This is a genomic window from Rubrivirga sp. SAORIC476, from assembly GCF_002283555.1.
GTDB lineage: Bacteria > Bacteroidota > Rhodothermia > Rhodothermales > Rubricoccaceae > Rubrivirga.
Map to the genome: position 1 here is coordinate 2,066,931 of NZ_MVOI01000003.1, position 20,437 is coordinate 2,087,367.

The window sequence follows — 20,437 nt, forward strand, 5'->3', positions numbered from 1 at the left end:
CCCCGCCCGACGCGCCGTCGGGTGCCCGCCTCGGCGGGTCGGCGGCGCGCATGACGGCGGGGTCAGGATCAACCTCGGCCCCGAGCGCTGCCTCGGTGGCCCCACTCAGACCACATCATGGCACGCGCCTCGATCGAAGACCTCCTCCGCGCGGGCGCCCACTTCGGGCACCTCACCTCGCGCTGGAACCCGAAGATGGCCCCGTACATCTTCATGCAGCGGAACGGGATCCACATCCTGGACCTGAAGCAGACGCAGGCCCTCTTGGACCAGGCGGCCGACGCCGCCGGCCGGTTCGCCTCGAAGGGGCGCAAGGTTCTCTTCATCGGCACCAAGAAGCAGGCGCAGAACGTCGTCCGCGAGGAGGCAGAGCGCGCCGGGATGCCGTTCGTCGTCGACCGCTGGCAGGGCGGCATGATGACCAACTTTGCGACCATCCGTGGTTCGCTGCGTCGCATGGAGACGCTCCGCCGCGAGGAGGCCGACGGTACCACGGCCAAGCTCAAGAAGAAGGAGCGCCTCATGCGGTCCCGCGAGCTCGAGAAGCTCGACCGCGTGCTCGGCGGCATCTCGGACATGGGCAAGCTGCCCGGCGCCGTCTTCGTCGTCGACATCAAGCGCGAGCACATCGCCGTCGACGAGGCCCGCAAGCTCAACATCCCGATCATCGCCCTCGTCGACTCGAACGTCGACCCGGACCTGGTCGACTTCCCGATCCCGGCCAACGACGACGCCATGAAGTCGGTGGCGCTCTTCACGCGCGCCATCGCCGACGCGATCATCGAAGGCCAGAAGTCGGGCGCCATTGAGCGCGACGCGGCCGTCGCCGAGGCCCAGAGCCGCGCGGCCGACGAGGTCAAGGCCGACCAGGCCGAGGCCGCCGCCGAGGAGGCCGAGCCGGTCACCACCATGGCCGACGCCGAGGCCGAGGCCAAGACGCAGGCCATCATCGACAAGACGGCGTAGCGCTCGCTTCGCTCGAAGGACGAGGGGCGTAGAGCGTGGGGATCCCCCCGCCCTGCGCCCTTCGTCGTGACACCCCACGTACAACGCACCACGCACCAGAATCATGGCAATCAAGGCACAGGACGTCAAGAAGCTCCGCGAGGCCACCGGCGTCGGCATGATGGACTGCAAGAAGGCGCTCGTCGAAGCCGACGGTGACTTCGACAAGGCCATCGAGATCCTCCGCACCAAGGGCCAGAAGGTCGCCGCCCAGCGCGCCGACCGTGACGCCTCGGAGGGCGCCATCGTGACCGCCACCACCGCCGACGGCTCGGTGGCCGTCATCGCTGAGGTCAACTCGGAGACCGACTTCGTGGCGCGCAACGACCAGTTCGTCGCGTTCGCCCAGTCCATCGCCGACGCGCTCCTGGCGGCCCGCCCGGCCGACCTCGACGCTGCCAAGGCCGAGGTCCAGATCGACGGCCAGCCGCTCGGCGACGCCCTCACCCAGATGACGGGCAAGATCGGCGAGAAGATCGACGTCCGCCGCTTCGAGATCGTGGAGGCCGCCGAGGGGGGCTCCGTGGTCGATTACATCCACCCGGGCGCCAAGCTGGGCGTGGTGGTCGAGATGACGGGCACCGGCGACCTCTCGGAGGCCGGCCGCGACGTGGCCATGCAGGCCGCTGCCATGAACCCCATCGCCGCCACCCGTGACGACGTTCCGCAGGACGTGCAGGACAAGGAGCGCGAGATCGGCCGTGAGCAGGCCCGCGCCGAGGGCAAGCCGGAGGCGATCCTCGACAAGATCGCGGAGGGCAAGCTGGGCCGCTACTTCAAGGACAACGTCCTCGTCGAGCAGCCCTTCGTGAAGGACTCCTCGCAGACGGTCGAGCAGATGCTCAAGGGGCACGGCGCCACCCTGAAGCGGTTCGTCCGCTTCGCGCTGGGCGGCTAGCCCCGCTCGCCTCGGTGCCGAGGCGAACCGATTCGGCGAGGCCCGACCGCTCCGGTGGTCGGGCCTCGCTGCGTTTCGAGAAGAAGGTTGACAACGCTTCGATCCGGTTCGTACCCTGTCCTTCGAACCGAATCGAAGAAGGTCATGCGCAACCCCATCACTCCGCTCGGCGGCACCGAGATGGAGATCCTCCGCGAGGTCTGGGCGCTCGGCCGCGCCACCGCCCGTGAGGTGCACGACCGGATCGACCGGGAGGTGGCCTATACGACGGTCACGACCGTCATGAAAAACCTCGCCGACAAGGGCTACCTCGCCTTCGAGCGCGACGGCGCCACGTTCGTCTACACGGCCGCCCGCCCGGCCGACGAGGTGCGCGGCTCGCTCCTCTCGACCATCGTCGAGAAGGTGTTCGGCGGCTCGGCGCGGACGCTCATTCAGACGTTGGCGCGACACGAGTCGCTCACGCCCGACGAGCAGGCCGAGGTCGAGCGGTTGCTCTACCAGTTGGGAGGGGAGACCGATGACTGAGCCGCTTTCACACCTCGCAGCGTTCGGGGCGACCGTCTGGGCGGCCTTCGCAGCGCCCATGTTGACGTGGACCGCCGTGGCGCTGACGGTCGAGACCCTCGCGCGCGCCGTGAGGCCGTCCGCCTCGGTGAGTCTGTGGGCACGCGGCGCGACGTTGACGCTGCTGCCCGCGCTCGTGGTGCTGCCGCCGGTACTGGCGCCGCTCGTGCCGTCTCTGCTGGCAGACGCTCCCGTTGCCCCGGTCGTCTCGACCGGCGTCGCCAGGCTCGCGGAGCGCACATTGCCCGTCGTGTCAGCGGCGCCCGAGAGTGCCGAGGTGATGCTGGGAGGCCTCGCAGTGCTGGCCGTGCTGGCGTCCGCGTGTGCGCTCGTCGTGCTGGCCGGGGGCGTGGTGTGGCTGGCCCGTACGCGACGGTCGCTGCGAGCCGCTGGCGCTGACGTCCGCGCCGAGAGTCGCGCACTGAGTGCCCGGATCGGTCTCTGTCACCGCGTCGCGGTCGTGGCCGTGGCCCCGTCTTCGGCGCCGTTCACGGTCGGCTGGCGTGAGCCGGTTGTGGCCGTGCCGGACGGCCTGGCCCACGAGGCGCGCGAGATGACCCTGGCCCACGAACTGTCGCACGTCCGCCGTGCGCACTTCGGCTGGCACCTCGCCGAGCGCGTGGTCTGCGCCGCGTTCGTGTGGCACCCGGCCGTCCATGTTCTTGCCCGGGGGCTCGCCCTCGACCGCGAGCGCGTGGCCGACGCCGACGTGGTCCGCCTCTGGCCGGACCGAGCCGCCCGCTACGGTCGCTTGCTGACGGTCTTCTCCACGCGCCCCACCCCAGGTCTCGCGCTCGGGGCCTCCTCGTCCACACTCATTCACCGCCTGACTGCCATGACGCATCCCCATCCCGACCGCACGCTACGGGCTCGGCTCGTCGGCGCCGCCCTGCTGGGGCTCCCGCTCGTCCTCGCCGCCGCTGCCTTCCCCGACGCGACGCCCACGCCGAAGTCCTCCGCCCCACACGAGGTCACGTCGGCCCCGGCCGACACGACGGACGATGCCATCGAGAGCGTCTCGGTCTGGCGGAGCGACGACTCGGATCCCCGAGTCGAGATCCGGATGGAGGCGGGGACCTCGGTGGAGGATGCCGTGTCCATCGCCGACCGGTATTCCGGCGGAGGGACCCCCGGCGAGCTGGTGGTGGTCGCCGCGAGCGGTGAGACCATTACCCGGTCGACGCTGTCCCTCAGCGCGATTCCCCCGCCGCCGCCGCCCGCTCCTCCGGCTCCGCCCTCAGCGCCCGCCCCTCCGCTCCCGCCCTCGGCTCCTGCGCCACCGCCCCCCGCGCCGCCCTCTGCCCCCGCGCCAGCACCGCCCGCTGCACCTCCGCCTCCGCCGACAGTTCCGGCTCGCGTCGGGGACATCGAGTCGGTGTCCGTGTGGAAGGAGGAGGGAGCGACCCCTCGCGTCGAGATCCAGGTGAAGCCAGGCACGTCCCGTCGTGTTGCCACGGCGATCGCCGACGCGTACTCCGCTGGCGGGTCGCCGGGTGAGCTGGTCGTGATCCTGGCGGACGGCGAGCGGATCACGCGCTCGACCCTGTCGCTCGGCGCCGACTGAGGCGGCCTCGGTCCGCCCATGGACCCGACCGAGGGGGACGAGCCCGGCGAGGCCCGCCCGGCGCGATGTCGGGCGGGCCTCGGTCGATCGGGAGGAGCGCTACTGAACCGTCACCACGTAGTCCAGCGTCGCGTTGCACGCGCCGTTGCCGACAGAGAGCTGCTGCGTGCCGACGACGCTCGAGAACTGACCGCTCGCGAACCGGTGCGTTCGTACCGAGGTCCGGTCGTCCATGTTGGCATCCCGGCGGGTCGTCGAGTCCCACTCCATCCCGGACAACGAGACCGCGAACCCGCTGCCCTCAGCGCGTGGCTGCTGGAGCGAGATGGTCTGTCCGACGGTCGCCTGGTTTCCTGAGAACAGAGGGATCACTGCTGCGGAGTGTGTCCCATAGGTCGCGCCTGCAGGCAAGGTGATGGCCTCGATGGGGTTGTTGCCGAGGTCCGTGACCTCGATCAGAAACTGGAAGTCGCCGGGGTTGGTGGCGCTGTCGCAGTTCGAGTTCGCAGTGATCGCGCCCAGCGCGATCGAAATGGAGGCCGCCTCCGGGCCCGGGTCGGCAGAGTCGCAGGCGGCGAGCGGGAGGAGCAGGAGCAGGAAGAGTGCGAGGCGTGTCATGGCAGGAGGGAGGTGGATGTCGTCGGGCGATGGGCGCCCGTCACCCTCAGGCGCACCGTCGGCAGCGGGAAGCGATCACGGGCGTTAGCTTTTTTGGACTTCGCCCTCTGCCGTGGCCGATCCTGCCCCCGACGTAACGCACCTGTTGCTCGCCCTCGACGGCGACGACCCGGCCGCCGTCGACGCGCTCCTGCCGCACGTCTACACCGAACTCCAGGCGATGGCCCGGCGGCAGCTCCGAGGCGAGCGCGCCGGCCACACGCTCGACACCGCCGCGCTCGTCCACGAGGCCTACCTCAAGCTGATCCGGCAGGACCGCGTCTCGTGGCAGAACCGGGCCCACTTTCTCGGGGTCGCCTCGCTGGCCATGCGGCGCATCCTGGTCAACTACGCCAAGCGACGGAGCCGCGTGAAGCGCGGCGGCGACGCGCCGCTGGCCACCTTCGACGACGGCGCGGTCGGGCGCGTGACGCGGTCCGACGAGTTGCTGGCGCTCGACGAGGCGCTGGACCGGTTGGCCGCTCGTGCGCCTCGGCCCGCGCGCGTGGTCGAGATGCGCTTCTTCGGCGGCCTCACCCACGCCGAGATCGCCGAGGTGCTGGGCCTCTCCGAGCCGACCGTCCGCCGCGACTGGCAGGCGGCGCGCGCGTGGCTGAGCGCCGACCTCGGTCCGCCCGCCGACGCGCCTGCTGGGTGATCGCTTCGGCGCCGGTCTGGTGCGTCTCCTCGAAATGCCCCGCTGCCCATGCCCGACCGCCAGCCCGACGCCCTCGACCGCTGGACGCGCGTCCAGACCCTCTTCGAGGCGGCCCTCGACCACGACGGCGACGCCCGGACGGCGTGGCTCCGCGCCGAGTGTGGTGACGACCCCGACCTCTACCGTGAGGTCGCGGCCATGCTCGGGGGGCACCGGACGCGGGACACCCTCCTCGACGGCTTCGCCGCCGACCTGTTCGACCCCGCCGACCTCGACCAGGCGCTCGGAGCCGACGATGCAGGGGCGCACGTCGGGCCGTGGGTGCTCGGCGAGCGGATCGGTGCGGGGGGCATGGGGACGGTCTACCGTGCGACGCGCGACGGGGATTTCGAGCAGACGGCGGCGCTCAAGCGCATCAAGCCGGGCATGGACTCCGAGGCCGTCCTCGCGCGCTTCCGCGCCGAGCGCCAGATCCTCGCCCGCCTCGAACACCCCGGCATCGCGCGTCTCCTCGACGGTGGGCTCGATGCCGACGGGCGCCCCTACTTCGCGATGGAACTGGTCGATGGCGAGCCGATCACGGACCTCGCGGACGCCCGGCGTCTCTCCGTCGACGACCGGCTGGAGCTGTTCGCGCAGACCTGCGAGGCCGTCGCCTATGCCCATCGCCAGCTCGTGGTCCACCGCGACCTGAAGCCGTCCAACGTTCTCGTCTCGGAAGATGGGCGCGTCAAGCTGCTTGACTTCGGCATCGCACGCCTCCTCTCCGCCGACGCCGACGCCGACGACGGGCTGACGCGCACCGGCCACCGCGTGCTCACGCCCGCCACGGCGGCGCCCGAGCAGGTCCGCGGCGAGCCGCCGACGACGGCGACCGACGTGTACGCCCTCGGCGGGTTGCTCTACCGGCTGCTCTGCGGCGCCCTCCCGCTCGACCCTGGCCTCTCCGCCTCGGCGCTGGAGCGGGCCGTGCTGGAGACCGTGCCCGCTGCCCCGAGCATGCGCGTCACGCCGTCGGCCGCGGCGGCCCGCGGCACCGCCGAGACGGCGCTGGCGAAGCGGCTGCGAGGCGACCTGGATACCATCTGCGGGAAAGCGCTCCGCAAGGAGCCCGAGCGGCGCTACGGCTCCGCGGCGGAACTGCTGGCCGATGTACGCCGCCACCTCGCCGGGCTGCCGGTCGAGGCGCGGCCCGCGACGGCGCGCTACCGGGCGGGCCTGTTCGCGCGGCGCCACCGCGTGGGGCTGGCCGCGACGGTCGCCTCCCTCCTCGCCGTCGGGTTGGTGACCGCGCTCGCGTTCGCGCGCGTCAGCGCCGAGCGCGACCGGGCGCAGACCGAGGCGGACAAGGCGGCCGAGGTCTCTGCCTTCCTCGCCTCCATCCTCGAAGGCGCCGACCCCTACCAGGCCGCGGGCGACACCCTGTCGGCCTTCGACCTGCTCGAACGGGGCGCCGCGCGCATCGAGGAGGACCTCGCCGACCAGCCCGACGTCCAGGCGGCCATGCAGTACGTCATGGGCGGCGTCTACGAAAACCTGGGGCGCTACGAGGAGGCCGAGGCCCTTCTGGTCGCCGCCCTCGACACGCGCCGCCGCCTCTACGGGAGCGACCACCTCGACGTGGCCGAGACCGAGCGAGCGTTGGGCATCGTCTACCGCCGAATCCGGGATGGTGACCGCGCCGAGCCTCTCCTTCGCCACGCGCTCGACGTCCAGCGTCGCCGCCTCGGCCCGGACGATCCCGAGGCGGCCTACACCCAGCGCCACCTCGCGTCGCTCCTCCGCAACCGCGGCGAGTACGACGAGGCCGAGCGCCTCTACCGCGCCTCGCTGGCGTCCTTCCGGAGCACCCTCGGCGACGACCACCCGGACGTGCTCGACGTCAAGAACAGCCTGAGCGTGCTGCTGGAGCAGACAGGGCAGTTCGACGAGGCCGTCGGGCTGATGCGAGAGGTGGTCGCCGCACAGCGGCGGCAGGCCGCGCAGTCCGAGACGGGCGTGGACGCGTCGCTCTCGGCCACGCTGGCGACGCTGGGCACGCTCCTCCGCGAACAGGGCGACCTCGACGGCGCCGAAGCCGCCGCCCGGGAGGCGCTGGCCCTCGACCAGTCCGTGTTCGGCGATGCCCACCCGCAGACGGCGACCAGTATGCGCAACCTGGCCTCCATCCTCCGCGACCGCGAGCAGTACGATGAGGCGGGGCGGCTCTATCAGGCGGCGCTCGACATCCGGCGCGCGGCGCTCGGGCCGGACCACCCCCGCGTGGCCAACCTCCTCAACAGCTTCGGCAAGCTCCGGGCCGAGGAGGGCGACCTCGAGGGCGCCATCGCGCTCAGCCGTGAGGTCCTCCGCATCTACCGCGCCCAGCCCGACGCCGAGCCGATGCGCGTCGCGTTCGCGACCGGCAACCTCGGCGAGTACTACGAGCAGGTCGGTCGGGCGGATCAGGCCGAGGCGCTCTACCGGGAATCGCTCCGCGAGCTGCGGGCCGCCGTCCCTGCCGAGAGCGCGGATCTCGCGTTCCCGCTCGAAAGCCTGGGCACGCTCCTCAGCGGTCAGGAGCGCTTCGCCGAGGCCGAGCCGTTGCTCCGGGAGGCCGTCGCGGTCCGCCGCGCCGCGCTCCCGGCGGGTCACCGCTACACGGCCCGGTCCGAGCGCCGCCTCTCCGATGTCTTGGTCGGCCTCGGCCGCCCGGCCGACGCCCGCGCGCTGCTGACCGCCAGCCTCCGCCGCCTCCGGTCCGCTCGCGCCGACGCCGAACTGGTCGAGAGTGCCGAGGCGCGACTCGCTGGCCTGCCGGTGGCTGTCCGGACGGAGCGGGGCGAGTGAGGGCTCTGCGTGCCCATCGTCCCACCGAGGCCGCGGGCTCACCGCGCGGAGGGCCACCTCGGTGTGCGGATCCGGCACCGCGGAAGAGCCAACTTCTGCGATCGGTAGGGGCACACCGGCGGTGTGCCCCTACGGGGCTCCGTCGATCAGGCGCTGCAGAACATCGCCGAGGTGGCCCGCCAGCACGGCCTCATCCCCACCGAGCACGGACGCGCCGATCACGTCGCGCGTGAGGGTGAAGCCGAACAACGCGGCCACCATCAGCCCGGCACGCTCACGGGCGTCGGGCCCGCCGAGCCAGACGGCGAGTGGCGTCGCGACCTGCTCGGCGAGGGCCGCCCGGAGGACGCCGCCCGCGTCGGGGTGGGGCGCCGAGTGGAGGAGCACCAGCGTCGGGTCGAATCCCTGGCGCCGGGGGCGGAGGAGGTAGCCTGCCAGTCGCTCGCCGAGGGTGCCCCGGTCGCCCACGAGCAGGTCGCCGATGGTGAAGCTGTCGCCGACGACCTCGGTGAAGAGCCCCATCTTGGAGCCGAAGTAGCGGTTGATGAGCGCCGCGTTGACGCCTGCCTCGGCCGCGATCTCGCGGACGCCGACCTGCCCGTAGCCCGCGCGCGAGAACTGCCGCCGTCCGGCGGCCAGGAGCTTCGCGCGCGTCGCCGCGCGGTCGCCGGTGATGGGCGGCTTCGAACGAGCCATACGCCAGGGGAGGAGGAGGAAGGACTAGGTAAACCGTTGGCGACCGTCGGTTCCCTGGGAGCGGCCCGGCGCGCTCTGTGATGGGCTCCAGCCTCGGCTGCCGGTCCGCCATGTCGGGCAGGAGGCCACGCTACGGGGAGGCGGCTCGCGCGTTGCCGGGCCTCGCCGCGCGGCCGTACCTTCCCGTCCCCTCTCGACGCCTCCTCCCATGGCCTCCGACGACCCGTCGCACCGCACCGACGGCCTCCGCTACCGCCGCGTTCTCCTCAAGCTGAGCGGCGAAGCCCTCCTCGGCGATCAGGCATTCGGCATCGACCACGCCGTCCTCCGGCAGTACGCCGCCGATGTCAAGGAGGCCGTGGACGAGGGCGCACAGGTGGCGCTCGTCATCGGCGGAGGCAACATCTTTCGGGGTGTCTCCAACGAAGGCGCGAAGATGTCCAGCCGCGCCCACGCCGACTACATGGGCATGCTGGCGACCATGATCAACGGCATGGCGCTGCAGGACGCGCTGGAGGCCGCGGGCATGCACACGCGCCTGATCTCGGCCATCGACATGAACGAGATCGCGGAGCCGTTCATCCGCCGCCGCGCCATCCGCCACCTGGAGAAGGGACGCGTGGTGGTCTTCGGCGCCGGCACGGGCCACCCCTACTTCTCGACCGACACCGCTGCCGCGCTCCGCGCCGCCGAGATGGACGCCGAGGTGATCCTCAAGGGCACCCGCGTCGATGGCGTCTACACCGGCGATCCGGAGACCGACCCCTCGGCGAAGCGCTACGAGGCCATCTACGGCGCCGAGGTCATCCAGCGCGACCTCAAGGTGATGGACCTCACGGCCGTCACGCTCGCGAAGGAGAGCGGCCTCCCCCTGATCGTGTTCAACATGAACGCGCCCGGCACCTTCGCCCGGGTCCTGCGCGGCGAGCCCGTCGGCACGACCGTCCACTGGGACGAGGCGGCCGAGCCGCTCGTTCTCGCCTGATCCTGTCCCTCCGCTTTTAGACCGACCCCGCCATGATCGACCCCCAGTTGCAAGAGGCCCTCGACGAGGCCGAGATGGACATGGACGCCGCGCTCGACCACCTCGTCCACGAGCTCAACACCATCCGCGCCGGGCGCGCCAACCCGCAGATGCTCGACAGCGTCCGCGTGGAGGCCTACGGCGCCACGATGCCGCTCAATCAGGTCGCCAACACGGCTGCGCCCCAGTCCGACCTGATCACGGTGACGCCATTCGACAAGGGCACCATCGGGGCCATTGAGCGCGGCATCACGAACGCCAACCTGGGCCTCAACCCGACCAACAACGGCTCGCAGATCCTGCTCTCGATTCCGCCGCTGACCGAGGAGCGCCGCCGGGACCTCGCCAAGAACGCCCGCGCCAAGGGCGAGGAGGCGAAGATCTCGATCCGCAACGCCCGCCGCTCGGCGAAGGACACCATCAAGAAGACCGCCAACGCCGAGTCGCTCTCGGAGGACATGCAGTACGAGGCCGAGCAGACGCTCCAGGAGATGACCGACAAGTACGTCGGCCGCGTCGACCGGACGCTCGACGCCAAGGAGGCCGACATCATGAAGGTCTGACCGCCTCGGCGCCGAGGCGGGCGGGCCCGTCTTCTGCGTTCCTTTGGATGCGCGCGCGCCGAGACCGTGTAGATTTGCGGTCCCCGGAGAGGTGCCCGAGTGGCTGAAGGGGCACGCCTGGAAAGCGTGTGTGCGGGTAACCGTACCGAGGGTTCGAATCCCTCTCTCTCCGCTTTGAAATCTCAAAACCGGCCCCTGCGTCACGCGGGGGCCGGTTTTTGCATTCGTGACGGGTCGAGCCGACGCGGACACCGATACTTTTCCCAATGTGGACAACGTGGGGACGGCGAGTCACCCCGCCTTCGCCTTCCGGAAGGCCGCCTGCGTGCTCGGCTGCGGCGTGAAGGGTGTCCGCGAGTACGTCGCCGCCGGCGTCCTCTCTCCAACGGAATAGAGCACCGAGTCGAGGAAGTGGTAATTCCGCCACGAAGACATAGAGGCGTTCTGTTACTCGTCCTCAGGAGAACTGCCGGTACCGGATCGTCCGTGACAGTGCTTGAACTTGGCCCCGCTCCCACACGGACACGAAGCATTAGGGCCGGAGACGGCTCTGCGGGATTTCCTGTCCAGCCGTTTCGTACTACGTCTCGGCTTGTTGAGGAGTATCTGTATGACAGAGGCAAGCACGGCGAGCATGGCCCAGAATGAACCCGGATCGTTCGGGACCATGAGATCCGCGATGGGCTTGAGCCCAGGCGCTTCTCTCTCTATCGACTCTCTCAGGTCCCCCTGGGATAGCTTCTCACGCTGCGCTCGGTCGATCAGGCGCAACAACATCTGCAGGTCCGAGGGCCCGATGTCGGGGCGGGAGAGGACGCGGTATGCCTGCTCTAGGAAGTACACTTGTCCTTTACGAACCGCAATGTTTCCTATCTCAAGGTCTCCTCCGCAGTCGCAGGTCCTGTCGCCAAGGACGAGGGCCATTCCAGAGACCGAAAAGTTTCTGCCCTCGAAGGTGAGACCGTGATCGAAAGTCATTTCGCCACACTCTCTGCAAAAGGCGGGTGGCTTGAATACGGTCGTCTCGTCCATCACCTAGGGATTGAGTTGCGATAAGGATCAGATGTTAATGCTGCGAGTGATCCCGTCCGCGGCCGCGGTGTCGAAGTCGGCGAGGCCGTGCTCGGTGACGGTCACCGACGAGTGCCACAGTACGCGCTGGATGGTGCGCACATCGGTACCCCGCTGGTGCTCGTGGCGGGGCGATGTCGTCGAGGGCGCCCGCCTCGGTGGAGGTGCCGAGGTGGACCTACCGGGGGAGCGGCCCTCGCAGAGCGTGTGCCCCGACCGTCCACAGGATTTTGGTCCCGGCGCGGACGGTCCCGTTGAGGGTCCCCGTGATCTGCGACTTCCCGACGCGCTTGCGGTACGCCACCGGCACCTCGGCCGTCCGCAGCCCGGCGCGAACGGCGCGGACCTGCATCTCGACCGTCCACCCGAACGTCTCGTCGCGCATCCCGAGCCGCTCGTAGGCGTCCCAGCGGATCGCGCGGAACGGGCCGAGGTCGGTGAAGCGCGCGCCCCAGCGGAGGCGCACCAGCGCGCAGGCGAGCGCGTTGCCCCAGCGCGCCTGCGGCAGCAGCGCCCCCGCCTCGACACGCCCCGCGCGCTGGCCGAGCACGCGGCTCCCGATCACGAGGTCGGCCTCGTCGCGGACAAGGGGCGCCAGCAGGGCACTGAGGTCGGCCGGGTCGTCGCTGCGGTCGGCGTCCACGAACACGACCACCTCGGGCGGACGGCGGCGCACCTCGGCGAGGGCTGCCAGGCAGGCCCGCCCGTAGCCCGCTCGGGGCTCCGAGACCACCGTCGCGCCCGCGGCCCGCGCCTCGGCCGCCGTCCCGTCGCGTGAGCCGTTGTCGGTCACCACGACTTCGCCGACGAGGCCCGTCGCCAGCATCTCGCGGACGACGGCGCCCACCGAGCCCTCCTCGTTTCGCGCCGGGATCACCACGGAGACGCGCATCAGCGACCGTCCACGAAGCCGACCCGCGTCACGGTCTGGGTGGGGAAGGGGATCGACAGGGAGATCGGGTAGACCCAGCCGATGCTCCCCACGCCTCCGATGACAGGCGTCGGCGTGGTGCCCACGACGACGCCTTCCAACTGGGCGCCCACGAACACCGGGTCGCCGGGGGTGGAGCCGTAGAGGAGGCTCGTCGCCTGGAGCTCCGCCGTGTCGAGGAACGAGAGGAACGACGCCTGCCCTCCGCCTTCCTGCGGGGTCGGCTGGGTGAGGAACGAGGCGCTGTCGTCGGTGTCCACCCGCCGCACCACGAAGCGCACCCGGGCGCCCTCCAGCCGCCCGCTGGCGACGGACAGGACGACGGGCGCGGCGTTGCTGGATGCGGAGGGCGACGGCCCCGAGGTCACGACCGACGAAGGGATTGTGACCGTCACCACGCTCCGGGCCCCGTCGGCGTCGCGGAGGGCTTCGATGCGGTGGGCGTCGCCCGGCGCCACCGCGAGGTCGGCCACGAACAGGTGCGCGCGGATGCCGTCGGGGAGGGTCACGACCGAGTCGCGCCAGGCGGTCGTCCGGCCAGTCGTCAGTTCGGTCGAGGTGACGGTCACGGGCAGCCGGTCGGGCGTGTCGAGCACGCTCCCGGCGAGGTCCTGCACACGGATGGCCTGACGAGCCGTCCGGCCATCGAGGGTGCCGTAGAGCGCGAACGCGCGGGTGTCATCGACTCGCGGGGAGAACCCGTCGTCGCAGGCGCTGAGGGCGGCGGCGAGCAGCAGCAGGAGCGACCAGCGCGTCATTCCACCTCGACGCGCAGGCCGAGCGTCGGCAGGAGCGGAAGCTGATTCACCGGCTCAGCGCGGAGGGCGTCGTAGTAGAACACGTTGGCCCGGTCGGTGGCATTGAGGACGGCTGCCTGCACGACGGCCCGCGCGCCGGGGATCCGGACGGCCCACTCCGCCGACACGTCCAGGCGGGCATAGGGGGGCGTCCGCCCCCCGTACGGCTCCGGGGCGAACAGGACGACGCCCGGCCCGGACGCGGCCTCGATCGGGATGCCGCGCGCGATCGCTTCGGTCAGGTCCAGGTAGGCCCCAGCGACCTCGGAGATCGGCCGTCCGGAGGTGAGCTGGAAGGCGGCGGCCAGCGCGAACGGCCCGCGCTCGACGCGGCCGTCCACCGACAGCCGGTGGGGACGGTGGAACGGCGGCCGGTACGTCCGCTCGGCGTCGCGGTACGTCAGTGACTGGGCGCCGTAGCGGGCGTCGAGGCGGAGGCCGGGGCGCCGGAGGGCCGCGGTTACCTCCACGCCGCGGGCGTTGCCATTGGTGGAGAGGAGGCGACCGTCCAGGAGGATCGTCTGGCCCGAGAGCGCCTTCGCGTACCCCTCCACGCCGAGCCGCACCGGCCCGAACCCGCCCTCCCAGCCGACGAGCCTGTGAACGGCCGTCGGCACGGGGAAGGCCGTCTGGGTGGTCGTCCAGGCCGTGAACACGTCGCCCACATCGCGCTGGTCCTGCAAGCCGACGATCTCCTGCCGGTACACGCCCGCCGCCGCTCGGAAGAGGCTCGGCCCCGTCGCCCAGGACATCAGCAGCCGCGGCTCGACGGAGGTCGTCCGCGCTTGCGCGGGGAACGTCTGCACGCGGAGCCCCGGCTCCAGGCGGACGCCCGCCCCGAGGTCGAGGTCGGCGTCGACGAAGATCGACCCCTCGCTCGTGTTCTGGCCCGTCTCTGCGTTCGGCTGGAAGCTGTACTGGAACAGGTACGAGGACGCCTGGATGCCCGTCCGTACGGTGTGGGGCCCGACGTAGTAGACGTACCCGAAGCGTCCGCCGAACGTCTCCGCCGACGCCTCCCGGAAGGGAGCCCCGATGGGATCGAACGTGGTCGTGAACCGCGACCAGTAGGCGCTCACGTCGATGGCCGCCGCGAAGGCCGACGAGATCGAGAAGAACTGCCCGCCCGCCGCCTCGGTCCGCGTGGTGATGCGGTTGCCGTTGATGCCGAGATCGCCCTCGTCGTCGGCGAAGAGGACCGTCCCCTGGAGCGTCGAGGTCGCGTCGAGGCGTGCGTGGAGCTTGCCGTAGGCGTCCGAGAACCGGTACGGCAGCGCGATGCCGAGCGCCTCGCCCGACTGCTCCACGACCGACTGGCGCACCGAGCCGAGGAACGACATGTCGCCCGGCACGATCGGAAGCTCCACTTCGGCGCCGAGGAGCACCGGCGACGCCGTCACCGCCCCGCCGACGCGCCGCTTGTGGCCCGTCCGCCCGGTCACGTCCACCACCGACGCGATCCGACCGCCGAAGCGGGCTGGCCACCCGCCCGCGTACACGTCCGCCGAGCGGACGACGCCCGCCGGGAGCGCGCTGTAGCCGCCGAGCAGGTGGAACGGCTGGAAGAGCGGGATGCCGTCCACCAGCACCAGGTTCTGCGTCGGCGTGCCGCCGCGGACGGAGAGCTGCCCGCCGCGGTCGCCGAGGGTGCTCACGCCGGGTTGGGCGAGGATGCCCGAGGCGAGGTCGCCGCCGGGGTCGAGGGTGGGGAGCGCCGCGAGGTCGGCCGGGCGGAGGCGCGTCAGGCCGGGCTCCCGCACCGCCGCGCCCTCGATCGCCTCCACCTCGACGGCGCCGAGGGCGGCCGTCCGCGGTGTCAGCGACACGGCCAGGTCGCGGCGCTCGCCGTCGGCCAGGGCGAGCGTGTCGACGAGCGGCGCGTACCCGAGCGCCGTCACGCGAAGCACGTAGCGACCCGACAGGAGCCCGCGGAAGACGAACTGGCCCTCAGTCCCGGCGCCCCGCCCGCGTACCGTGCCCGCACTGTCGGTCAGCACCACCGCCGCGCCCACGATGGGCCCCGCCGACTCGGCATCGGCCACGACGCCGAACAGGTCGGCCTGGGCCGCGGCGGGGCCGGCGACCAGGAGCATGGCGAGCAGGGTGAGGGGGCGAATCACGGGCCCGGAGTTTACGGGCCGCGGCGGGGCCTCGGGGAGGCACGACGTACGCCCCGTCGGCCTCCGCTCCCCGCGCCTCGGCCCTGTCGCCGAGGCGGCCCGAACGAGACACGGGCCGACCCCCGAGGGACCGGCCCGTGCTCCATCCTGCGCTCGCGAGAGCCCGTGCTCTGGAGCGTTACCCCTCCGCGTTCTTGCGGGCGTTGGTGGCGCGCTTGCGCTCGTGCGTGTCGAGGTGGCGCTTGCGGAGCCGCATGTGGTGGGGCGTGATCTCGATCAGCTCGTCGTCCCGGATGAACTCGATGGCCTCCTCCAGGGACATCTTCTTGGAGGGGTTCATCTTGAGGAAGTTGTCCGAGCCCGAGGCCCGCATGTTGGTCAGCTTCTTCTCCTTGGTCGCGTTGACCTCCATGTCCTCGTCACGCGCGTTCTCGCCGACGATCATGCCGTTGTAGACCTCGTCGCCGGGCTCCACGAACAGCTGGCCGCGCTCCTGCAGGTTGACGATGGTGTAGGGCGTCACCTTGCCGTTGCGGTCCGCCACGATGGCGCCCGTCGCGCGGTGCGTGATGTTGCCCGCCCACGGCCGGTAGCCGTCGAAGAGGTGCGTCAGCAGGCCCGTCCCCTTGGTGTCGGTCAGGAACTCGGTCCGGTAGCCGATCAGGCCGCGCGCCGGGATCTCGAACGTCATCCGGATGCGCCCGCCGCCGTTGTTCTTCATCTCGACCATCATGCCCTTGCGCGTGCCCAGCGTCTCGATCACGACGCCCATGAACTCCTCGGCCACGTCGACCGTCGCGCGCTCGTACGGCTCGTGCGTCTTGCCGTTGACCTGCTTCGTGATCACCTGCGGCATGCCGACGGCGAACTCGTAGCCCTCGCGGCGCATCTGCTCGATCAGGATCGCCATCTGCAGCTCGCCCCGGCCGAAGACGAGGTAGCGGTCCGTCGTCTCGGTCTCGTCGATGCGGAGGGCCAGGTTGGCCTCGCCCTCCTTCATCAGCCGGTCGCGCAGGTTGCGGGAGGTGACGTACTTGCCGTCCTTGCCCACGAACGGCGAGTCGTTGACGCGGAACTCCATCGACAGCGTCGGCTCGTCGATGTCGAGCGCCGCCAGCGGCTGGGGGTCGTCGATGTCGGTGAGCGACTCGCCCAGCCCGATGCCGGTCATGCCGCCGATGTAGACGATGTCACCGGCGGTGGCCGTCTCCGCCTCGACGCGGTCCAGGCCTTCGGAGACGAACAGGCTGGTCACCTGCGCGGCCTTGGTCTCACCGGTGCGGTGGCACATCAGCACGCGCTGCTTCACCTTGAGCGTGCCGTTGACCACGCGTGCGATGGCGATCGGACCCAGGAAGTTGTCCGGCTTGACGTCCGTGACGAGCACCTGCAGCGTCGCCTCCGGGTCGCCGGCGGGCGCCGGGACGGTGTTCACGATGGTCTCGAAGACCGGCTTGAGGTCGGTCAGCTCCGAGCCCAGCTCCAGCGTGCACTCGCCGTCACGCGCGACGGCGTAGATGACCGGGAAGTCGAGCTGATGCTCGTCGGCGTCGAGGTCGATGAACAGGTCGTAGATCTCGTCCAGCACCTCGGAGGCGCGGGCGTCGCCGCGGTCGATCTTGTTGATGACCACGATGGGCACCAGCCCGAGCGCGAGCGCCTTCGAGAGCACGAAGCGCGTCTGCGGCAGCGGTCCCTCGGCGGCGTCGACCAGCAGCATGATGCCGTCCACCATGCGGAGTGTGCGCTCGACCTCGCCCCCGAAGTCGGCGTGGCCGGGGGTGTCGACGATGTTGATCTTCATCTTCTCGCCCGCGTCGGTCGCGTAGCGCACGGCCGTGTTCTTGGCCATGATCGTGATGCCCTTCTCGCGCTCGAGGTCCATGGAGTCCATCACGCGTTCGGTGATGGCCTCGTGGGCGGCGAAGGTGCCGCTCTGCTGCAGCAGGGCGTCGACGAGGGTGGTCTTGCCGTGGTCGACGTGGGCGACGATGGCGACGTTGCGGATCTGCATGCTTCGGGCCGGTGGCCGAGGGGGTCAAACCGCCAAGGTCCGCCGGAGACAGTGAGGCGGACGCCGAGGGCCGGTGCGTTCGAGGCGAAGACGGGGCTCGCAAGAAGGGCAGGTCTCCGCTCCCACCTCGGTGCCGAGGCGGACGGTCTCGGCCCGGGGGAGGGGAGACGTGAGCGCCTCGGTGCCGTGGCGGATGAGCGGTTCCGTCGCCGTACGGTGCGTGTCTCAGGTACACTCCCCCTGTCCACCATGCCCTGCCTTCGCTTCGTCCTTTTCCTTGCGCTCCTCGCCGGTACCTCTGGCTGCGACCTGACCGCGTCGGACACGCCCGACCTGGCCGGCTCCTGGGCCGGAAGCGCCCTTCTCCCCAACGGGTTCTCCGCCTCCGCCGATCTCTCCCAGTCCGGCACGACGGTCGGCGGCACGCTCCGGATCTCCGGCGTATTCAACCCGACCGATCTCTCGGGCGACATCGACGACCTCGGGCGCCTCTCGTGGACGCTCCAGAGCGGGTGCGAGCGCTGGAGCGGCATCCTGTCCCTCGACGAGTCGGAGGATCGGATGGAGGGCTCCATCAACCTGGATGCGGGGTCCTGCCCGGACACGAGAGGCGCAAGCGGCACGCTCCGGCTGGAGCGCTCGACCGGCTGACCGGCCCGGCGCGTCCTCCTCGCCGTCGGCTCGCCGAGGTGGAGGCGCGGGAGACCGGCCACACGTTCCCTGCGGACATCCCCGGATAAGGGGAGGGGCGCCCATCCTGTCGGAGCGATCATCGCTCGCCGCCGCCGTCACCTCGCCGATGCGCCTCTCGCTCCTCGCCCTGCTCCTCGCCGCCCCGGCCTTCGCCCAGTCCGGCGACGTCACCTTCACCAGTGGGATCGCCCTCACCGGCGGCTTCACCCGCCTCGGCTACGACGGGGAGACCCTCGACACCTTCGACCGGACGTTCAGCGAGTTCTACGCCCAGCGCCTCGACGGGCCGGTGGATCTGCTGCCGGACCACGTGCAGGGCCTCTCGGGCGGCGTCACGACCCGCGTCCGCGCCGACGGCGTCGAGTTCGCGCTCGGGTACACGTATGCCCGTGGTGCGACCGACGCCCGCGCCGTGTTCGAGAACGACTCAGGCCTGCGGGTGACCACGACCTCCATTGACCAGTCCACGTTTCTGGAGGTTCTGGTGGCCGTGGTGCCGCGCGTGACGGTGGGGCCCGTCATTCAGGCGTCACTGAGAGAGGACGTGATCCGAGCCGCCTGGGTGTACCCGGACGGCTCGGAGAGCGTCGGCTCGGAGTATCGCATCAACGGCATCTACCGCGACGTGGGTGGGTCGCGCTTCCTGTTCGAGGCCGGGGGCACGCTCCGGCTGGCGATCACCGACCGCATCACCATCCCGGTGCGGGTGCTGTTCGACCTCCCCGAGCCCGGCGGCGCGTCCGGCATCCCGATGCGCGACGACGACGTGCAGGCCTTCAACGACGCCTTCCCGCTCGACTTCCAGGCCTGGGCGGCCGACCCGGCGGGCCTCAACGACGCCGTCGCCGTGCAGCCCGAGCACCTCGAAGGGATGCGCGTCGAGGCGGGCGTCGAGGTCATCGTCCTGAAATTCTGATTCCCATGCGTCTCTCTCTTCTGGTCGTCGCCCTCCTGCTGGTTGGCTGCGATGCCTTCTTCGATCCCGTGGACGACAACGAGCGCGAGGCGGCCGTCGAACGCCTCGAAGGCGTGTGGACCCGGAGCGTCCGCGCGGAGCGAATTGCGTACGACGGCGCCGTCATGCCCCAGGGACAGCCCGAGGCCAGTGCCATCGAGATCGCGCGCGAGGTGATCTGCAACCGGAGCCAGCCTCTGCGGGCCGAGGGCGACCTGTTTCGAGCGTTCGTCGTGTTCGACCCGGACGATGCCACCGCATTCCGGTCATGCGGCATCCTGACCGTCGACCGGGATCAGGAGCGGGTCGTGTTCCTCGGCGCCACCATGGACGAGGCCGCCAACCTCGCCGTCGACGAGGACGGCCGGCAGGAATGGCACTTCTACGGCCCGCGCGACGACGGCACGGTGATCCGCACGATCTGGTCGCTCACGCGGTAGCCGCCAGCACCGCGTCCACCTCGGCGAGGTCGTCGGGCGAGAGCGTCCAGGCCGCCGCGGCGACGTTGCCCCCGATCTGGGACGGCTTCGTGGCGCCCGCGATGACGCTCGCGACCGGCTCGTGGGCGAGCAGGTATGCGAAGGCGAGGTCCAGGATGGTGTGGCCGCACGCTTCCGAAAACGCGATCAGCCGCTCGACCGTGTCGAGGTTGGCGGGCGTCAGGAGCGCGTCGCCCATGGACTGGAAGCGGCTGCCCTCGGCGCCGCCGAGGCGGGAGCCCTCGGGCGGAGCGTCGCCCTTGCGGTACTTGCCCGTCAGCAGGCCGCTCTTGAGCGGGAAGTACGGCACGAAGGCTACGTCGGCCTCGTGGCACGCGTCGAGCATCCCGTCCTCGGGCTCGCGGTGGAGCAGGCTGTACTCGTTCTGGACAGCCACGAACCGGACGCCGGTCGCCGCGGCTTCGGCCTCGCGAAGCTGGTCGGCGGAGAAGCCCGAGCAGCCGACTTCGCGCACCTTGCCTTCGGTCACCAGGTCGGCCAGCGCGCCGAGCGTGTCGGCGATGGGCGTGGCCGGGTCCGGTCGGTGGAGGTAGTACAGGTCGATGCGGTCGGTGCCGAGGCGCCGCAGGCTGCCCTCGCACGCCGCGCGAACGGCGTCCGGGGCCCCCTTCCCGGTCGGACCGTCGCCGCTCCGGTATCCGAACTTGGTCGCGATCACGACCTCGTCCCGGCGGGACCCGAGGGCGCGGCCGAGGAACGCCTCCGACGCGCCCTCGCCGTACAGCTCGGCCGTGTCGAAGTGCGTGATGCCCGCGTCGAGCGCCGCGTCCACGACCGTCTGCGAGGTGGCCTCGTCGATGTGCCAGCCAAAGTTGTTGCACCCGAGGCCGACGGTGGAGACGGTCAGCGAACCGATGGAGCGAGTCTGCATGGGGGAGGGGATCTGGAGAGAGGA

Annotated in this window: 19 protein-coding genes and 1 tRNA gene; 12 read left to right on the top strand and 8 right to left on the bottom strand. The window is 71.1% G+C overall.

The features are described from left to right. Window positions 1-117 precede the first annotated feature (117 nt). From rpsB to B1759_RS10440, 4 genes are all read left to right on the top strand, one after another. Window positions 118-966 carry a 30S ribosomal protein S2 gene (gene rpsB / locus B1759_RS10425; protein ID WP_095514945.1) on the top strand — a complete coding sequence of 283 codons (849 nt, stop codon included), beginning with the start codon at window positions 118-120 and terminating at the stop codon, window positions 964-966. A 103-nt stretch (window positions 967-1,069) separates the two neighbouring features. Further along, window positions 1,070-1,903 carry a translation elongation factor Ts gene (tsf, locus tag B1759_RS10430; RefSeq protein ID WP_095514946.1) on the top strand — a complete coding sequence of 278 codons (834 nt, stop codon included), beginning with the start codon at window positions 1,070-1,072 and terminating at the stop codon, window positions 1,901-1,903. Between the two features lie 144 nt (window positions 1,904-2,047). After that, the gene (locus B1759_RS10435; RefSeq protein ID WP_095514947.1) at window positions 2,048-2,431 is read left to right on the top strand and encodes a BlaI/MecI/CopY family transcriptional regulator; all 384 of its coding nucleotides are present in this window, start codon (window positions 2,048-2,050) and stop codon (window positions 2,429-2,431) included. Continuing rightward, a complete protein-coding gene (locus tag B1759_RS10440; protein WP_095514948.1) occupies window positions 2,424-4,034 on the top strand; it encodes a M56 family metallopeptidase in 1,611 nt (536 codons plus the stop codon). The genes B1759_RS10435 and B1759_RS10440 overlap by 8 nt, the downstream gene beginning before the upstream one ends. Window positions 4,035-4,133: 99 nt before the next feature. On the opposite strand, the gene B1759_RS10445 is transcribed toward B1759_RS10440, so the two are convergent. After that, window positions 4,134-4,652 carry a hypothetical protein gene (locus B1759_RS10445; RefSeq protein WP_095514949.1) on the bottom strand — a complete coding sequence of 173 codons (519 nt, stop codon included), beginning with the start codon at window positions 4,650-4,652 and terminating at the stop codon, window positions 4,134-4,136. A 112-nt stretch (window positions 4,653-4,764) separates the two neighbouring features. On the opposite strand from B1759_RS10445, the gene B1759_RS10450 reads away from it, so the two are divergent. Together B1759_RS10450 and B1759_RS10455 are read left to right on the top strand one after the other, a co-directional pair. Next, window positions 4,765-5,349, top strand: coding sequence for a sigma-70 family RNA polymerase sigma factor (locus B1759_RS10450; protein WP_095514950.1), 585 nt, complete (start codon window positions 4,765-4,767; stop codon window positions 5,347-5,349). A 48-nt stretch (window positions 5,350-5,397) separates the two neighbouring features. Then, the gene (locus B1759_RS10455; RefSeq protein WP_095514951.1) at window positions 5,398-8,178 is read left to right on the top strand and encodes a serine/threonine-protein kinase; all 2,781 of its coding nucleotides are present in this window, start codon (window positions 5,398-5,400) and stop codon (window positions 8,176-8,178) included. A gap of 129 nt (window positions 8,179-8,307) precedes the next feature. Here the strand turns inward: B1759_RS10455 and B1759_RS10460 are convergent, their stop codons facing one another. Continuing rightward, complete coding sequence (locus B1759_RS10460) at window positions 8,308-8,874, bottom strand: TetR/AcrR family transcriptional regulator (protein ID WP_095514952.1); 567 nt, start codon at window positions 8,872-8,874, stop codon at window positions 8,308-8,310. Between the two features lie 208 nt (window positions 8,875-9,082). On the opposite strand from B1759_RS10460, the gene pyrH reads away from it, so the two are divergent. The 3 genes from pyrH (at window position 9,083) to B1759_RS10475 (ending at window position 10,633) form a co-directional block, all read left to right on the top strand. Next, window positions 9,083-9,859 carry a UMP kinase gene (gene pyrH / locus B1759_RS10465; protein ID WP_095514953.1) on the top strand — a complete coding sequence of 259 codons (777 nt, stop codon included), beginning with the start codon at window positions 9,083-9,085 and terminating at the stop codon, window positions 9,857-9,859. Between the two features lie 32 nt (window positions 9,860-9,891). Then, window positions 9,892-10,461, top strand: a complete 570-nt coding sequence (gene frr / locus B1759_RS10470) for a ribosome recycling factor (protein WP_095514954.1) — start codon at window positions 9,892-9,894, stop codon at window positions 10,459-10,461. A gap of 85 nt (window positions 10,462-10,546) precedes the next feature. Further along, window positions 10,547-10,633, top strand: a tRNA-Ser gene (locus tag B1759_RS10475). Window positions 10,634-10,908: 275 nt separating this feature from the next. Here the strand turns inward: B1759_RS10475 and B1759_RS10480 are convergent. The 5 genes from B1759_RS10480 to typA form a co-directional block, all read right to left on the bottom strand. Continuing rightward, window positions 10,909-11,493: an SEC-C metal-binding domain-containing protein gene (locus B1759_RS10480; protein WP_095514955.1), complete on the bottom strand. Its 585-nt coding sequence runs from the start codon at window positions 11,491-11,493 to the stop codon at window positions 10,909-10,911. Window positions 11,494-11,710: 217 nt separating this feature from the next. Further along, window positions 11,711-12,424, bottom strand: a complete 714-nt coding sequence (locus tag B1759_RS10485) for a glycosyltransferase family 2 protein (protein WP_095514956.1) — start codon at window positions 12,422-12,424, stop codon at window positions 11,711-11,713. Next, a complete protein-coding gene (locus B1759_RS10490; RefSeq protein WP_095514957.1) occupies window positions 12,424-13,221 on the bottom strand; it encodes a hypothetical protein in 798 nt (265 codons plus the stop codon). Before B1759_RS10490 ends, B1759_RS10485 begins: the two co-directional genes overlap by 1 nt. Continuing rightward, a complete protein-coding gene (locus B1759_RS10495; protein ID WP_143537337.1) occupies window positions 13,218-15,380 on the bottom strand; it encodes a carboxypeptidase regulatory-like domain-containing protein in 2,163 nt (720 codons plus the stop codon). Before B1759_RS10495 ends, B1759_RS10490 begins: the two co-directional genes overlap by 4 nt. Window positions 15,381-15,558: 178 nt before the next feature. Further along, on the bottom strand, window positions 15,559-17,394 hold the full coding sequence (gene typA, locus B1759_RS10500; protein WP_095514959.1) for a translational GTPase TypA: 1,836 nt from the start codon (window positions 17,392-17,394) through the stop codon (window positions 15,559-15,561). Between the two features lie 249 nt (window positions 17,395-17,643). Between typA and B1759_RS10505 the strand changes: the two genes are divergently transcribed. From B1759_RS10505 to B1759_RS10515, 3 genes are all read left to right on the top strand, one after another. Next, entirely contained in the window at window positions 17,644-18,045 is a 402-nt protein-coding gene (locus B1759_RS10505; RefSeq protein WP_095514960.1) for a hypothetical protein, read from the top strand. Window positions 18,046-18,193: 148 nt separating this feature from the next. Then, window positions 18,194-19,003, top strand: a complete 810-nt coding sequence (locus tag B1759_RS10510) for a hypothetical protein (RefSeq protein WP_095514961.1) — start codon at window positions 18,194-18,196, stop codon at window positions 19,001-19,003. A 5-nt stretch (window positions 19,004-19,008) separates the two neighbouring features. After that, a complete protein-coding gene (locus B1759_RS10515; protein WP_095514962.1) occupies window positions 19,009-19,482 on the top strand; it encodes a hypothetical protein in 474 nt (157 codons plus the stop codon). On the opposite strand, the gene B1759_RS10520 is transcribed toward B1759_RS10515, so the two are convergent. After that, entirely contained in the window at window positions 19,472-20,413 is a 942-nt protein-coding gene (locus tag B1759_RS10520) for an aldo/keto reductase (protein ID WP_095514963.1), read from the bottom strand. The two genes, B1759_RS10515 and B1759_RS10520, sit on opposite strands and share 11 nt — an antisense overlap. Between the last annotated feature and the right edge of the window lie 24 nt (window positions 20,414-20,437).

Coding starts and splice junctions, on each gene's coding strand:
- B1759_RS10510 (WP_095514961.1), top strand. CDS start 18,194: ATGCGCCTCTCGCTCCTCGCCCTGCTCCTCGCCGCCCCGGCCTTCGCC.
- B1759_RS10460 (WP_095514952.1), bottom strand. CDS start 8,874: ATGGCTCGTTCGAAGCCGCCCATCACCGGCGACCGCGCGGCGACGCGC.
- B1759_RS10480 (WP_095514955.1), bottom strand. CDS start 11,493: ATGGACGAGACGACCGTATTCAAGCCACCCGCCTTTTGCAGAGAGTGT.
- B1759_RS10455 (WP_095514951.1), top strand. CDS start 5,398: ATGCCCGACCGCCAGCCCGACGCCCTCGACCGCTGGACGCGCGTCCAG.
- B1759_RS10505 (WP_095514960.1), top strand. CDS start 17,644: ATGCCCTGCCTTCGCTTCGTCCTTTTCCTTGCGCTCCTCGCCGGTACC.
- B1759_RS10485 (WP_095514956.1), bottom strand. CDS start 12,424: ATGCGCGTCTCCGTGGTGATCCCGGCGCGAAACGAGGAGGGCTCGGTG.
- B1759_RS10445 (WP_095514949.1), bottom strand. CDS start 4,652: ATGACACGCCTCGCACTCTTCCTGCTCCTGCTCCTCCCGCTCGCCGCC.
- pyrH (WP_095514953.1), top strand. CDS start 9,083: ATGGCCTCCGACGACCCGTCGCACCGCACCGACGGCCTCCGCTACCGC.
- B1759_RS10435 (WP_095514947.1), top strand. CDS start 2,048: ATGCGCAACCCCATCACTCCGCTCGGCGGCACCGAGATGGAGATCCTC.
- B1759_RS10440 (WP_095514948.1), top strand. CDS start 2,424: ATGACTGAGCCGCTTTCACACCTCGCAGCGTTCGGGGCGACCGTCTGG.
- B1759_RS10520 (WP_095514963.1), bottom strand. CDS start 20,413: ATGCAGACTCGCTCCATCGGTTCGCTGACCGTCTCCACCGTCGGCCTC.
- B1759_RS10515 (WP_095514962.1), top strand. CDS start 19,009: ATGCGTCTCTCTCTTCTGGTCGTCGCCCTCCTGCTGGTTGGCTGCGAT.
- typA (WP_095514959.1), bottom strand. CDS start 17,394: ATGCAGATCCGCAACGTCGCCATCGTCGCCCACGTCGACCACGGCAAG.
- rpsB (WP_095514945.1), top strand. CDS start 118: ATGGCACGCGCCTCGATCGAAGACCTCCTCCGCGCGGGCGCCCACTTC.
- B1759_RS10490 (WP_095514957.1), bottom strand. CDS start 13,221: ATGACGCGCTGGTCGCTCCTGCTGCTGCTCGCCGCCGCCCTCAGCGCC.
- tsf (WP_095514946.1), top strand. CDS start 1,070: ATGGCAATCAAGGCACAGGACGTCAAGAAGCTCCGCGAGGCCACCGGC.
- frr (WP_095514954.1), top strand. CDS start 9,892: ATGATCGACCCCCAGTTGCAAGAGGCCCTCGACGAGGCCGAGATGGAC.